This is a genomic window from Ruegeria sp. YTSC192 (assembly GCF_059609705.1).
Genome location: NZ_JBXWMG010000016.1, coordinates 59,564 through 73,953 on the forward strand (window position 1 = coordinate 59,564; position 14,390 = coordinate 73,953).

Annotated in this window: 13 protein-coding genes; 5 read left to right on the forward strand and 8 right to left on the reverse strand. The window is 59.8% G+C overall.

Translation table 11 applies throughout. The features are described from left to right. Positions 1 to 32: 32 nt before the first annotated feature. The 6 genes from AC2FD8_RS18895 to AC2FD8_RS18920 all read right to left on the reverse strand — a co-directional run bounded on the left by AC2FD8_RS18895 (position 33) and on the right by AC2FD8_RS18920 (position 5,767). Positions 33 to 1,118 (reverse strand): DUF1513 domain-containing protein, encoded by a 1,086-nt coding sequence (locus tag AC2FD8_RS18895; protein ID WP_496858639.1) that lies wholly within the window; start codon positions 1,116 to 1,118, stop codon positions 33 to 35. 3 nt (positions 1,119 to 1,121) lie between these two features. After that, positions 1,122 to 2,132 (reverse strand): imelysin family protein, encoded by a 1,011-nt coding sequence (locus AC2FD8_RS18900; RefSeq protein ID WP_496858637.1) that lies wholly within the window; start codon positions 2,130 to 2,132, stop codon positions 1,122 to 1,124. Positions 2,133 to 2,135: 3 nt separating this feature from the next. Beyond that, positions 2,136 to 3,683, reverse strand: a complete 1,548-nt coding sequence (locus AC2FD8_RS18905; RefSeq protein WP_496858635.1) for a di-heme oxidoreductase family protein — start codon at positions 3,681 to 3,683, stop codon at positions 2,136 to 2,138. Next, positions 3,643 to 4,128 carry a bacterioferritin gene (gene bfr / locus AC2FD8_RS18910; protein WP_496858633.1) on the reverse strand — a complete coding sequence of 162 codons (486 nt, stop codon included), beginning with the start codon at positions 4,126 to 4,128 and terminating at the stop codon, positions 3,643 to 3,645. Before bfr ends, AC2FD8_RS18905 begins: the two co-directional genes overlap by 41 nt. Beyond that, entirely contained in the window at positions 4,076 to 4,369 is a 294-nt protein-coding gene (locus tag AC2FD8_RS18915; RefSeq protein WP_496858631.1) for a (2Fe-2S)-binding protein, read from the reverse strand. Before AC2FD8_RS18915 ends, bfr begins: the two co-directional genes overlap by 53 nt. Positions 4,370 to 4,495: 126 nt before the next feature. Then, on the reverse strand, positions 4,496 to 5,767 hold the full coding sequence (locus AC2FD8_RS18920) for an imelysin family protein (RefSeq protein WP_496858629.1): 1,272 nt from the start codon (positions 5,765 to 5,767) through the stop codon (positions 4,496 to 4,498). A 246-nt stretch (positions 5,768 to 6,013) separates the two neighbouring features. Here AC2FD8_RS18920 and AC2FD8_RS18925 point away from each other — a divergent pair, with 246 nt between their 5' ends. Beyond that, a complete protein-coding gene (locus tag AC2FD8_RS18925; protein WP_496858627.1) occupies positions 6,014 to 6,544 on the forward strand; it encodes a ZrgA family zinc uptake protein in 531 nt (176 codons plus the stop codon). Between the two features lie 379 nt (positions 6,545 to 6,923). Here AC2FD8_RS18925 and AC2FD8_RS18930 read toward each other — a convergent pair whose 3' ends face one another. Beyond that, positions 6,924 to 7,874: a GlxA family transcriptional regulator gene (locus tag AC2FD8_RS18930; RefSeq protein ID WP_496858625.1), complete on the reverse strand. Its 951-nt coding sequence runs from the start codon at positions 7,872 to 7,874 to the stop codon at positions 6,924 to 6,926. A gap of 164 nt (positions 7,875 to 8,038) precedes the next feature. On the opposite strand from AC2FD8_RS18930, the gene AC2FD8_RS18935 reads away from it, so the two are divergent. From AC2FD8_RS18935 to AC2FD8_RS18950, 4 genes are read left to right on the forward strand one after another with little or no spacing between them, the layout of a single operon-like run. After that, positions 8,039 to 8,749, forward strand: coding sequence for a GntR family transcriptional regulator (locus AC2FD8_RS18935; protein WP_496858623.1), 711 nt, complete (start codon positions 8,039 to 8,041; stop codon positions 8,747 to 8,749). 7 nt (positions 8,750 to 8,756) lie between these two features. Continuing rightward, positions 8,757 to 9,686: a dihydrodipicolinate synthase family protein gene (locus AC2FD8_RS18940; protein ID WP_496858621.1), complete on the forward strand. Its 930-nt coding sequence runs from the start codon at positions 8,757 to 8,759 to the stop codon at positions 9,684 to 9,686. A gap of 3 nt (positions 9,687 to 9,689) precedes the next feature. Continuing rightward, on the forward strand, positions 9,690 to 11,186 hold the full coding sequence (locus tag AC2FD8_RS18945) for an aldehyde dehydrogenase (RefSeq protein ID WP_496858619.1): 1,497 nt from the start codon (positions 9,690 to 9,692) through the stop codon (positions 11,184 to 11,186). Continuing rightward, complete coding sequence (locus AC2FD8_RS18950) at positions 11,183 to 12,523, forward strand: NAD(P)/FAD-dependent oxidoreductase (protein ID WP_496874329.1); 1,341 nt, start codon at positions 11,183 to 11,185, stop codon at positions 12,521 to 12,523. Before AC2FD8_RS18945 ends, AC2FD8_RS18950 begins: the two co-directional genes overlap by 4 nt. Before the next feature lie 134 nt (positions 12,524 to 12,657). On the opposite strand, the gene AC2FD8_RS18955 is transcribed toward AC2FD8_RS18950, so the two are convergent. Further along, complete coding sequence (locus AC2FD8_RS18955) at positions 12,658 to 14,220, reverse strand: trimethylamine methyltransferase family protein (protein WP_496858615.1); 1,563 nt, start codon at positions 14,218 to 14,220, stop codon at positions 12,658 to 12,660. Between the last annotated feature and the right edge of the window lie 170 nt (positions 14,221 to 14,390).

A 14,390-nucleotide genomic window follows, 5' to 3' on the forward strand; every position in this document is an offset into this window, starting at 1 on the left:
AGTGTAAACTATGTGACAGGGATTGCCGACAGTTACGCGTGCGTGCGGACCGGGATCAGATGATTGTCCCATCGGCAATCGGGGCGGGCCAGAATATGTGCGCGCTGCCCGTCTACAGCGCCAAACGCGCCCGTGCCGGTGGTAAAGATCAGCCCGTCAGGACCTGCGCCGAGGCCGCAGACATCCTCCAGCGTGAAGGCTTGCCTGAAGCTGCGAGCTGCGACATCGAAAAGATGCAACGCATTTCCGCGCGGGCAGGTTATGGCGATCTCGGCCTCGCTTGCTGAAAAGGCGATGCTGCCAGCATAGCCTTGCAAGGCGTTTTGGAGGCCTTCCGGTGCCGACAGAAGCTGCGGCAGCGCGCCCCGACGGTGTAGGCCCAACAAGGGCGGGTGTTTGGTCTGGCTGCCCTGCCATTGCATCGCGAACCCGACCAGCCCGTCGCTACGGACGCTGAGGTGACGGATGGAGTTCTTGTGCAGGTCACTTGGCAACTCGACCCGTTCAAGAAGTTTCCCGGACAGGTCCAGATAGGTCAGGTTTGGTTGCATGACGGGCAGGTTCAGCTTGGTTCGACCGGTTTCCGGGTGGGTTTCGATCCCGCCATTGGCGATCACAAGGCTTTGGCCGTCTGGCATCAGACGCATGTCATGCGGACCAACACCGCCCGACGAAAACTCTCCCAACCTTTCAAAACTGGTGGCGTCCCACAGGCTGATGCGGCCTTCGCCAGCCTCATAGTCGTTTTCGGTGGCAAAGAACCGGGTGCCGTCCGCAGTGAACGTGCCGTGACCGTAGAAATGCCGTCCCTTAGGGGACTGAAGCCGTGCATGCTCTTGCCCGGTGACGCAGTCGATGACCAGAGCAAACGTACCGGGACGGCGGGCAAAGGCCACGGCCTGCGCCCTGCGGGGATGCGCTGCGGCAGCGTGGCCGCGGGCGGGCAGGGGCAGAGAGAACAGGATGTCTCCGCCCGCATCCAGACCGGCCAGACGGAACGTGCCATCCGGAAACAGCCCGGCGGCCAGAAAAGTGGGCGCCCCGACCAAGGCCCATCCCGTTGCGGGCGCAAGGCTTGCAGCCGCTAGACCGGCCAGGAAATGGCGGCGGTTGGTCATCGCTCAATCCCCGTCGAGAGAGTTGAACCCGGCACTGATGCCGAGGGTCGGGCCAAGCTCGGTCGTGGCGATGGCGCGAATGTCATTCACGGCCTGTTGCAGCGCTTCGATGCGGAACCGGCCCGCAGGATCGGCCACGCCAGCGAAGGCGGGGTCGTCGATGGACCGGGCATTTCTGATCGTGCGGTTGAAGGCTAGGTCCAGATCCTGTGCAATTTCGGGATGGTCGGCAGACAGCCGCGCTGCAAGGTCTTGCAGCGCAATCAAGGACAGCTCGACATGACGCAAGGCGCGTTCGGAGCGGCGGGCTTCGGCTCTGTTGGGGCGGGGGCGGTCGAAGGTCCCAAGGGGCCGGCCCAATCGGGTCTCGGCGGTGAACTGCAGCCCTGTCGAGAGCGCTTTGAACAGCTCCTGCATCGCCTCATCTTGCGTGCGGTAAGGGCTGTCGCCCCCAGGCTGTTCCAGGTTCACCGCATAGCTTTGCCAGTCTTCGGCCATCGCGTCAGCGTTTGCGTCAATATCGGCCGTGATGGCCCGGATCAGGGCGCATCGATATTCGGCACTGCCCTGATCGGCGAATTTGGGATCAAACAGCATTTGCTCCAGCGCAAAGAACCCGCGCCCCGCGACTGAGGTTTCGGTATAGGCGGTCGTGTCGTTCACAGCTGGGTCTTCGGCGGCGATATGCCGTGACAGGGCCTTGGGCGTGAACCCTTTCGTGTCTGGCCAAAAACCCATGGCAAAGGCGCGGTCGTCGGCCTCGGTGGGACCAAAGCGTAGATGGCTGGCGGATATCCACGCGTCAAAGGCATTCCCATAGGCCGTGCGCAGAGCTTCTGACTGCGGCGTGCAATCGGATTGGGACATGACGGTCAACACCTCGGTCGCGTCAGCCAATTCAGCAAAGCGTGGCAGAATATGCGCGGCGGGCACGTCCGTCAGGATCGCTGCACTGTCTTGGGCAGACACCGCCAAAGGGGCGACTAGGGCAATGGCAAAAGCAAAAAAACGCATGGGTCAAAGACTTTCGAGAAAACGGATAAGGGCGTCGCGGTCGGCTTTTGGCATGGTCACGACGGTGTCACGGGCGGATTGTGCTTCGCCCCCGTGCCACAGCACGGCCTCCAGCAGGGTGCGGGCACGCCCGTCATGCAGGAATTCGGTGTGGCCGGACACGCGCTGGGTCAGACCGATCCCCCAGAGGGGCGGCGTACGCCATTCGCGGCCTGTGGCGCGGGCCTCAGGGCGGTTGTCAGCCAGACCGTCGCCCATGTCATGCAAAAGCAGGTCGGTATAGGGCCAGATTAGTTGGAAGCTTTGCTCGGGTCGGTCCTCAAGGCGATGGGTGACATGGGCCGGGGTATGGCAGGCGGCGCAGCCTGTGGTGTGGAATTTCTCTTTCCCGCGCAGTACCTGCGGGTCATCCACATCCCGGCGACCGGGAACGCCCAGATTGCGGCTGTAGAAGGCTACGAGGTCCATGCCAACCTGATCCACTTCGAACACGCGCACATCCCCGTCGCCATGGGGGGCCTTCACGCAATTGACCTGCGCATCGGTGCAATCCCCGTAAGGCGCAGGGAAGAGGGGGGTCGAGATACCGATATCACCTGAAAAAGCCGCAGCAGATTGCTCCATGACTGTGGGCATACCGGCCTTGTGGCCAAAACGGCCCATCATCGGGGCGTCAAACTCGGTCGACCATACAATGTTCGCGCGGCCCGAGATGCCATCGCCATCAGCATCGTCTGGGTCGGCTTTAGCCAGCAGGTCCTCGACCGGGATCGCCTCCAGCAAGCCAAGGCCGATCATCTGCGGGGCAACACGCGGGCTGAGCATGGCGTCGGGGTGCAACGGGCCGTATCCCAGATCGGCGGCCGTGTAGGTGGGGCGGCGGAGCGAGGCGCTCTCGCCCTCGGACAGAGCAACCGGGATCTCTTCGTAGGTGATCTGCAACCGGTATTCCGCAGGGTGCCCGGCCAGAGCGAAGTCCTGCATCTGGCCGCCATAGTTCGGCTCGGGCAGGGTGGCGAGGTAGTCTTCGATCCCAACCGGCGCGTCCTGAGGGCCGCCGGGGATGGATACGCGCAGGAACATCGAGATCGCGTTGTCATCCGGCCCATTCGGCGTGTGCCCGCGCCCATCCTTGATATGGCAGCGCTGGCACGACCGCGCGTTATAAAGCGGCCCAAGGCCATCAGACGCGAGGGTCGAGGACGGCGAAGAGACCCAGATCTTTTTGAATAATCCGTTGCCGACCTTGAAATCCAGCTCTTGCTCAAAGCTCAGGTTCTTGGACGGTTGCGAGAACGCATCCGCGTTGTTGCGCACACGCACGGTTGCGGCCCCGGCAGGCAGATCTTCGAACCTTTGCGGCGTGCTGAAATCCTGCGGCGGTGCGATCACATTCGCAATGCGGGCGCGTTCGTCTTCGGTGCGTGGGATCGTATGTAGGTGGAGGTCTTGCAGTTCGGCAGACAGGGAAGGGGTGGCCGCAGTTGCGACCACCAAGAGAGCGAGAATACTATTCCTCGGCGTCCATTTTCGCGGCGTTGAGTTGCGCATAATTGGCGTCGCCAATCCTTTCGTACAGATCGAGCTGCGTTTCCAGGAAGTCGATATGACCTTCTTCATCGCTGATCAATTCCTCAAACAGCGACATAGAAACGTAGTCGCCCGCCTCGCGGCAATATTCCCGTGCTTCGACATAAAGGGCGCGGGCGTCGTTCTCGGCGGCAAGGTCGCATTCCAGCGTTTCCTTAGGGTTTTGCCCGATCCGCAGAGGATCAAGCTTTTGCAGGTTTGGGTGACCCTCCAGAAAGATGATCCGTTCGATCAGCTTGTCCGCATGGCCCATCTCTTCGATGCTTTCTTCGCGGCTTTTCTTGGCCATATGAACCAAGCCCCAGTCTTCCTGAAGCCGGTAGTGCAGCCAGTACTGACTAACGGCTGTCAGTTCATGCCGCAGGGATTTGTTGAGATACTCTATGACCTTGGGATCGCCCTTCATCTGCCTTCTCCTGTGATAGGCCGGTGCGTAGTGCACGCAGCTGCATGGGGACTTCCAGATTATCGTTGGTTCGCATCGTGTCTAGGAAAAGTGGCATGCAGCCGCCGCAGTCGGCGGATTTTCCAAGGGCGTGATAGATCTTTCCGGGGGTAATGATCGCTTGCGCGTCAGCGGTTCGCATCCAGTCGATAGCGGCCCGGATGTCGTGGTCGGAGATGTTTGTGCAGTGGCAGACGATCATGGGAATCGAGGTTCGTTAGGTTTCTTACTTATTTAGTAAGGTAATGTCTTCAAGTCCAGTCACGCTCTGGAGTGACCGGGTTGCCGGAGGCGCCGTTTTGCCGTCGCCTCCGGCCCTTTTATGTGTTTAGTGGAAAACCGCGTCAGGGTTGTCCAAGCTGTCCGATCCTTCGAACTCGATCCCGTCGAGGTCCAGGGTGGACACGATACGCTCGATGGTCTTGGTCTGGTCGACCAGACCGTTGACGCCGCCCATGATCAGCGCTTCGCCACCGGCATTGCCGCGTTCCAGCATCTGGTCATAGGCGAAACCGGCCTCGGCGGTCGATTTGATCCGGCCCAGAGCCTGCATGGTCGTCGACAGCTTGGCTTTCATTTCAGTGTCCAGAGTGGGGTCAGCGGCGACCACCAGATCCGACAGAGATGCGCCCGAGATCGGGGTGCCGTCGATGCGGGTGTAGCTGCCCAAATAGACGTTCTGAATGCCAAGGCCATCGTAGTAGTGGCTGTTGTGCGTGTTGTCGGCAAAGCAATCATGCTCTTCCTCGGGGTCGTTCAGCATCAGGCCCAGACGCATACGCTCACCGGCCTGTTCACCGTAGGACAGCGAGCCCATGCCGGTCAGAATGGCGCTGATACCGACGGATTCGTTCTTGGTCAGGGCGGCACGGGCGTCGCCACCTTCGGCCCATTGCGCGGTCATCCATTCCAGATCGCTGACCAGCAGATCGGTCGCGGCGCTCAGGTATTGCGCGCGGCGGTCGCAGTTGCCGTTGGAGCAGTCTTCACCCTTGGCATAGTCAGTCGCCGGGCGGTTGCCTGCGCCCGCGCCATGGCCGTTCAGGTCCTGACCCCACAGCAGGAATTCGATGGCGTGGTAGCCGGTGGCGACGTTGGCCTCGATCCCGTCAGCTTCGTGCAGGGTCTCTGCCAGCAGTTCAGGGGTAATCTCGGTCGCGTCGATCGCGGTTCCCGAAAGCTCAAAATTCGGGTTTGCTATGACGTTGAGAACGGCGAATTCGTTCTCATCCGTGGCACCGCCATAGGAGGCGTCAACATAGTCGATCAGACCTTCGTCCAGCGGCCATGCGTTTACTTTGCCTTCCCAGTCGTCGACGATGGCGTTGCCAAAGCGGTAGACCTCGGTCTGCTGATAGGGGACGCGGGCGGCAATCCAGGCCGCTCGGGCGGCATTCAGCGTGGCGTCCGACGGGTCGGCTATCAGTGCGTTGACGGCGCTTTGCAGCGCTTTGGCGGCGATCAGGCTGTCATCATATTTGGCTTCTGCAATATTGGCGTACGTGGTCAGCACGTCCGCTTTTGCGGGTGCGTCACCGGCCGATGCGGCAGTGGCCACGCATAGGGTCAGAGTGCTGGCGGCAGTAAAGAGTTTCGTCATTGGGTTCAGGTCTTTCTTGTCAGAAATCTCGTTCAGGTGCGTCCATTGGGGGTGCACTTGCATGCGTATAGCTGAGTGAAATAGTCGGTAATGTCAACCTGAGTTTTTTTGTCTGGATTGTCGCAGGGGCGCGGCATCCCCATATCTGGTGGGTTAATAAACGAGCCGTCACGATTGCGTGGTATTCGTTTAAAGTTAGAGTAATACGTGTGATTCTATTGTGAGTGGTATGAGTTCATGAAGTGGATGAGTGCTTTGATCGGTTTATGTACAACAGCCACCCAGGCATGGGCAGGGGATCAGGTGTCCTCGCAGAATGCCGCCGCGGGGTCATTGGAAATTACCTTCGAGGAAACACAATTCAGCGTGTCTTTGGCGGTCCCGAGCGAGGATATTCTGGGCTTTGACCATCGCGTCGCAGATGATGCGGATCGCTCCACGGTCGCGGCTGCCATTTCGGCCCTGTCAAAGCCGTTAACCCTCTTTGTGGTTCCCGAACAGGCCGGATGCATGACAGCATCGGCCAATGTTTCGCTGACGGGGGACGGGCTGGGGGCGGATGCCGAGGTCGAGGCCGCGCCGGAGTTTCTGGCGGAGTACGTTATTCAATGTTCCGACATGACCGCCCTGAACACGATCGAATTCGCGTATTTCGAGCGCTTTGATCAAGTCAGCACGATGGATATCACCGCCTCGTCGCAGGGGGCTAAGCAGCGTGCCCACGTTACCTCGCAGTCACCTGTTCTGGATATCTCGGCCCTGCGGAACGCGGACTGATATCCGTTTAGATATCTTGAACAGCGCAGTTTGGGGCAGGGGTTGGCCTGTCAAAGCGCGCTGGCCAGAATGCGTGATGTGAATCGCAAACAATACAGGTGCTGACACAAGGGTTTGCGCACGCGACTAAGCCTTCGGGTCTGGTGTGATCTCTGCTCAATTTCCGCAAAATTAATATTTAAGGCAGAAAGAAACCTCAATCTGACATGATCTGGTAATAGTTGTGCCAATATTCACCGGTACCACCAACTGATCCTGCCGAGGTGTTGACTAGTCAGATTTTTAATGAGGGGGTTCTCGAAGGGATCGGGGGATGAGCGTGACTGTGCCCGGTTTCGGGCAGATCAGGACGCTCTCCCCCAGCGGAGGGGCGTTGAAATCAGTCTATTTTATTGCGCTGGGCGTGGGGCGTGACGCCGAAATTCAGGCGAAACACCCGTGAGAAATGACCCGGATTCTCGAACCCGCAGGCCATGGCGACCTCGGTCACGGAGGCCTCGGTTTGCAACAGCAGTTTTTGCGCGCGTTCCAGTCGCATTTCCATGAAATACTTCTTGGGCGATGTATTCAGGTACTTCCCGAACAACCGTTCAAGCTGCCGGGTTGAAATGCCTAGCTCATCGGCAATCGCAGAGGGCGAAATCGGTGTTTCGATGTTGTTACGCATGACTTCGATCGCTTTGGTCAGATGGGTATTGCGCATACCGTTTCGCGATTGCAGTGAAACACGCTGTTTGGCCGTGGCGTTGCGCACGGCGTTGTAGACCATCTGATCGGCCACATCCATGGCCAGCTCGACCCCGTGATCTTGTTCTATCAAGTGCAGCATCAGGTCGGCGGTTGCCGTACCCCCCGAGGCGGTGATGTGCTTTTCATCGGCCACGAACACATTGCGCACCAGGTTCACATCGGGAAAGGCCTCGGTGAAGGCATCATGGTATTCCCAGTGAATGGCGGCCTGCATTTCGTTCAGAAAGCCGGCCTCGGCCAGAAGCCACGCGCCCGAACACAATGCGCCGATCGCAGTCCCCCGTGCCCGTTCCCGCCGCAACAAAGCCAGCAGGGGTTTGGAGGCGTGGTTTCGCATGTGGATGCCCGACAGCACAAAAATCTGATCGGACTTGGGCAGGTCGTCGAACCCGGCATGGACCAGAGTAAACGAACCGTGGGAGCAGACCGCGTGTTCACCATGCTCAGATACAAAAGACCAGCTGTAAAGATCCCGCCCGCTGACGAGGTTGGCGATCCGCAAAGGCTCGACCGCGCAGGAGAACGCGAGATGCGAAAACTCCTCGATCAGAATGAAGGTGATGTGGCTGGGATCGGGCATGGCGGTCTTTGCGCTTCCAGGCTGCTGGGTGATTTCGACGATATTCGCAGGTTGCCCATGCTGCACGGAAAATTACTTGTATACAAGTTGTATTTTCTTAGCATACAACGCTTTTGGCTGGGCGATCTCGATTCGCCAAGCAGCAGCGACAAAGGGATAGGTGGATGAAGGACGAAGCGCGCTCGCGCAAATCTGAATTTGCAGAACACCTCAAGGTTTCGATTCTGACCATGCGGCTACAACCCGGTGCGGATCTGGATGAGGCGCATCTGTCCGAGGCATTCGGCCTGTCGCGGACCCCGCTGCGCGAGGTGTTCCGGCAACTGGCTGGCGAGGGGTATCTGGATCAGCGTGCCAATCGCAGCACGCGCGTGTCCGAGATGTCGCATACCACGCTGCGGGATTTCTTTCTGGCGGCCCCAATGGTGTATGGAGCCATCCTGCGGTTGGCCGCGTGCAACGCTCTGCCGGATCAGGTTGAGGCGCTGAAGGATGCGCAGCGGGCCTTTTGCTCGGCTTTGCAGTCGGGTTCGGCCGCGGACCGGGCGCTGGCCAATAACCGGTTTCACGATGTCACGGGGCAGATGTCTGGCAATGTGTATTTGTTGCCGTCGTTCAACCGCCTTTTGATCGACCATGCGCGGATCGGGATGACCTTTTACAGACCGCATCACGCAGGTCTGACCGAAAACCTGACCGAGGCCAGCCGTCAGCACGACGCCATCATCGCCGCCATCGAGGCGGGCGATGAGGCGGCTGCTGCGCAGCTGGCCGAGGACCACTGGAACCTGTCTCGCGATCAGATTGAGCTGTTCGTGATGCCTGACGCGCTGGATGTCCCGATGGGCATTCCGCCCCTTTCGAAACCTGCATGAGGACGGAATGAACCCGATTTTCAAGTTTGAGGGGATCTATACCCCTGTGGTCACGCCCTATCACGAGGATGGCAGCGTGAATTGGGACGCTTTGTCCGACGTGATCGAATACCTGATCGCCAGTGGCGTTCACGGGCTGATCTCGGGCGGCTCGACCGGCGAGAACTATGCCCAGACCGTGGAAGAGCGGCTGGAGCTGGCCAAGTTCACGCATGCGCAGTTGAAAGGTCGTCTGCCTCTGGTCGTCGGGACCGGAGCGATGCTGACGCCGGACTCGATTGCGCTGGCCTCTGGCGCGCGTGAGATTGGAGCAGACTCGATCCTGCTGGCAAGCCCGCCCTATTCGGTGCCCACTGATCGTGAGAATGCGCTGAACGCATTGGCAATCGACAAAGCCGCCGACCTGCCGGTGATGCTGTACAACTACCCGCACCGCACCGGAACGATGATGGGCGAGGAGTTCCTTGACCGCGTGGGCCGCAGCCGGAATTTCTGTGGCATCAAGGAAAGCTCGGGCGATATCAACCGGGTCCACCTTCTGGCGCGCGACTACCCGCATATCCAGTTGGGATGTGGCATGGACGATCAGGCGTTGGAGTTCTTCGCCTGGGGCGCGCCGTTCTGGGTGTGCGGCGGGTCGAACTTCCTGCCGGAAGAGCATGTGGCGCTCTACAACGCCTGCGTGATCGAAGGTGATTTCACCAAAGGCCGCCGTATCATGAGCGCGATGATGCCTCTGATGCGGGTGCTGGAACAGGGCGGCAAGTTCATCCAGACCATCAAACATGGTGTCACCATGAACGGCATCGAGGCGGGCACGATGCGGCCTCCGCTGAAGGGGCTGAACAAGGATGACAAGCGCGCGCTGGAACAGGTGACCCGCGTGTTGAAGAAAACAATCGCTGATATCGTAGCTGAAAAGAAGATTGGGGGCTAAGGCATGGAATTGCTGACACAGGACGAGTACAAATCCATCGCCGCAGACCTGACTCTGCCGACCGGAGCATTCATTGACGGCGCGTATCGCCCGGCGATCTCGGGCGAGACGTTCGAGACGGTGAACCCCGCGACCGGGGAAAAGCTGGCCGATATTGCCGCTTGCGGCGCCGCGGACGTTGATTTTGCGGTCGAGAAGGCGCGCGAAGCCTTTGATGACGGGCGGTGGTCGAAGCTGCACCCTTCAGACCGCAAGGACGTATTGATCCGGCTCTGCAAACTGATGACACGCAATGCCCGCGAACTGGCCGTGATGGAGAGCATCGACAGCGGCAAGACCATCTATGACTGCGAAACCGTGGACGTGCCGGAAACGATCCACTGCCTGAAATGGCATGCGGAAGCGATCGACAAGATTTACGATCAGGTCTCGCCCGCCAGCGATGACCATATCGCCATGGTCGTGCGTGAGCCGATTGGCGTGGTGGGTCTGGTGCTGCCGTGGAACTTCCCGCTGCTCATGCTTGCGTGGAAAATCGGCCCGGCTCTGGCGTCGGGTTGCTCGGTCGTTGTGAAGCCCGCAGCCGAGACCTCGCTGTCTGCACTGCGTCTGGCCGAACTGGCAATGGAGGCGGGCCTGCCGCGCGGCGTTCTCAACATCGTCCCCGGCGGCGGCGCTGCTGTGGGGGAACCGATCGGGCGGCATATGGATGTCGACATGGTCTCGTTCACCGGCTCGACCGTGACCGGCAAGCGGTTCCTGACCTACTCGGCTGAAAGCAACGCCAAAGAGGTGGTGCTTGAGATGGGCGGCAAGAACCCCGCCATCGTGATGGATGATGCCGAAAACCTGGATCGTGTGGCCGCACATATCGTCAATGGTGCGTTCTGGAACATGGGCGAGAACTGCTCGGCCTCATCACGGCTGATCGTGCACAAGGATGTAAAGGCCGAACTGCTGGAGCGCATCGCCCATCACGCCAAACAGTGGAACATTGGCGACCCGCTGGACCCGGAAACCCGCATGGGCGCGCTGGTCAGCGAAGGGCACTATAACAAAGTGTGCGCCTATCTGGATCAGGCCGAGAACGTAGTGATTGGCGGCAAAGCCGCTGGGGGCTTTGTCGAAGCCACCGTCGTCGAAGTCTCGGGCAATGACGCCACTCTGGCGCGCGAGGAGATCTTTGGCCCCGTCCTGTCGGTGATCGAGGTTTCGGGCTTCGATGAGGCCATCAGAATTGCCAATGATACCGAGTATGGCCTCTGCGCCTCGATCTTCACGGCCAACGCGAAACGCGCGATCCGGGGCGCTCGGGCGATCCGGGCAGGGACAGTGACCGTAAACAGCTTTGGCGAAGGGGATATCACCACGCCCTTTGGCGGCTACAAGCAGTCCGGCTTTGGTGGGCGTGATAACTCGGTTCACGCGCATGATCAGTACACCCAGTTGAAAACCATCTGGATTGATCTGGCCGATGATGCGGATGAGGCAATCGATTGAGCGCATATTCAGCACGCAAGCTGCCAACCCATCGCGGCCCTGCAGCCTGGAGCGCCATCCTCGGCGCCCAGTCCCCCGCGGTGGAGTTGGACAAGGATCTGACGGCTGATGTCGTGGTTGTCGGCGCTGGCTTTGCCGGTTTGTCGGCGGCACGGCGTCTGACCCAGTTGAACTCCAACGCTCGTGTGATCGTGCTTGAGGCCGGTCGCGTGGCCGAAGGGGCCGCAGGGCGAAACTCGGGCTTCATGATCGATCTGCCGCATGACCTTGCATCGGATGACTATGCCGGTGCGGGGGATGACAAGACCATGATTGCCCTCAACCGGCAGGCTATCGCATTCGCGCGGTCCGCCGTTGAGCAATACCAGATCGACCGCAACTTTTTCGACGAAGTGGGCAAGGTCAACGGAGCTGCAGGCGATACGGGTCATGCCCACAATGTCAGCTATGCTCGGCATCTCGAAACCTTGGGCGAAACCAGCGAGATGCTGGACCCCTCGCAAATGCACGAGCTCACAGGATCGCGGCACTATCAATCGGGCCTTTTCACGCCCGGAACGGTCATGCTGCAACCGGCAGGCTATATTCGTGGGCTGGCGGCAGGGCTGGCGGCGGATGGGGTCAGTATTTTCGAAAACTCGTCTGTTGTGGGGTTTGAAAAACGCGGTAGCGATTGGATGGTGCAGACTGGGAAAGGCACCATTGGCGCAGGCAAGATCATCCTGACGGTGAACGGTCACCTGGAAAGCTTCGGGATCGAACGTGACCGGTTGATGCAGCTGTTCCTCTTTGCTTCGATGACGCCCGAGTTGGATGCCGATGCGCTGGCCCTTTTGGGAGGGCAGCCGCGCTGGGGCGTGACGCCCTCGGACCCCATGGGAACGACCATGCGCCGGATCGACACCGGTCAGGGCGGCAATCGCATTGTCACCCGGACCTGTGCGGCGTTGCGCCCGGGCATGAGCTCAACCCAGCGCGATTTGGCGCGTGCTACCAAGGTGATGCAGCGCAAGTTCGATCAGCGGTTCCCGCAACTGGCGGGGCTGAGGATGGAGCATCAATGGGCCGGCCACTTGTGCCTTAGCCTCAATGGGGTCTCTGTCGCCCGAGAGGTCGATCAGGGCGTATATTCCGGCTGCGTACAAAACGGACTGGGCACCGCGCGCGGGACACTGACAGGGATCGCCGCAGCCGAGAGAGCCTGTGGTCACACTTCCGACATCACAGGTTTTTTCGAGGCCGAAGAGGCCCCCAAAAGCCTGCCGCCCCAGCCATTCCGGGAAATCGGGGCGAATGCCGTGTTGCGGTGGAAAGAATGGCGCGCGCGGGATGAATAGGCTTGGCGGGCGCAGCTGAGTCCGCCATTACAATGCGGCCTGAGACACGCACGTCCTCTCATATGTTGCGGCTTGAGAGGCTTGGCAAAAAAGGCCCGCCCTGAATGGCGGGCGGGCCAGTAGGGGAATTGGTTTCAGTTCGTCTGGTTCAACTCATCCGCTGCCGGAATTTCCCGTTCGCGGCGCGAGATATAGTCCAGAAGCTCTTCGTTCTTGGCCTCGTCCAGTTTTGGTTCCTGATACTCGGCCAACAGTTTCTTAGCGTGTTTGAGAGCACGTTCCGTGATCTCTACGCCGCCTTCTGCCTGCCATTGCTCGATCGAGTTATTGTCGAACAGCTCGGGCATGAAGAATGCCGTCTGGAAATTGTCCTGCGTGTGCGGATGGCCCAGATAATGGCCGCCCGGGCCGACATCCGGAACGGCGGCCAGTGCCTGATCGAAATCGCCCCACTTGGGACCTTCCGCCATGCGATAGGCCATGGCGCATTGTTCCGAATCCACAATGAACTTGGCGACCGAACAATGCATACCGGCCTCGTTCCAGCCCGCCGAGTGCCAGATGTAGTTCGCCCCGGCATGCAGAACCGCGCTGAGCGTGGTGGCAGATTCATAGCCAGCCTGCGCGTCAAACGTCTTGGCCCCGCCCAGCGTGTTCGAGGTGCGCCAGGGAACGTCGTAGAAACGCGCCATCTGACCGATCATGAAGTTCATCAGGCTGATTTCGGGCGTACCAGCCATCGGTGCGCCGGATTTCATCGACACGGTCGACAGGTAGTGCCCCCAGATCGCAGGCGCCCCTTTGCGGACCACCTGTGTATAGGCCAGCGCTGAAAGTGCCTCGGCCGTCAACTGCGCCACGGTGGCAGGCACAGAGGCGGGCGTGTTTGCGCCGCCCAGAACGAAAGGCGAGCAGAGGACCGGCTGATTGCGGCGGCAGAAGGCGCGCATCGCGCCCAGCATCGTCTCGTCCCAGACCAGAGGGCTGTTGCCGTTGCAATTGCCGGTGGTTACGGGGTGGCTGTCGATGAACTCATCCCCGAACAGAATCGCGCACATATCCATCACGTCCTCGGCATTCTTGGGCGAGGTGGTCATGCCCATGAACGTTTTGTCCGAGTATTTCATCGACGAATAAGTGATGCGCAGGTGACGCTGGCTGATCGGGTGATCATAAGGCTCGACGATATGGTGGGCCGAACTGTGCAGCGCGGGCATCATATGGCTGAGTTTGTGGAACATCGCCAGATCTTCCAGCAGCGGGTTGCGGCGCACATCGTCCAGATCGCGCAGGAACGGCGCGCCGGTCATCGGAACAAAGATCGAATGCTTGCCCCCCAGCTTGACGTTTTTGGCCGGGTTGCGTGCGTGGTAAGTGAACTGTGCCGGAATGGTCGAGATCAGCTCACGCACCATATTGCGGTCCAGATAAACCAGTTCGCCGACGACCTTGGCTCCGGCTTTCTTCCAGTCTTCCAGCGCGATCGGGTCACGGAACTGAACGCCGACATTTTCCAGGATGTCCATGGCGGCGTTGTCGATCATCTCGACCTGGCTTCCGTCCATTACCTCGCATTCTGGAATGGTGCGGGTCAGGCCGGACAGCATCTCAAAGTTCGGGGCTGTGCGCATTGCACGTCGTGCAGCGCGGCCACCGGAACGTGATTGGGTTCGAATATTCAACGGGCGATCCTCCATCTTGGAAATCAAAATGACGGATTCGCGGCGCGCCGACCTCTCTGATAGCGATACTTGCTTGCAGGATGCGACACAAAAAAGCGCCGCCTTTTGTTTGGCGGCGCTTGTTTTGTTTGTGTTTATAGCGCTTCGGGTTTTACCCGAAGCGATATAGGCGCGTTTATTCTGCG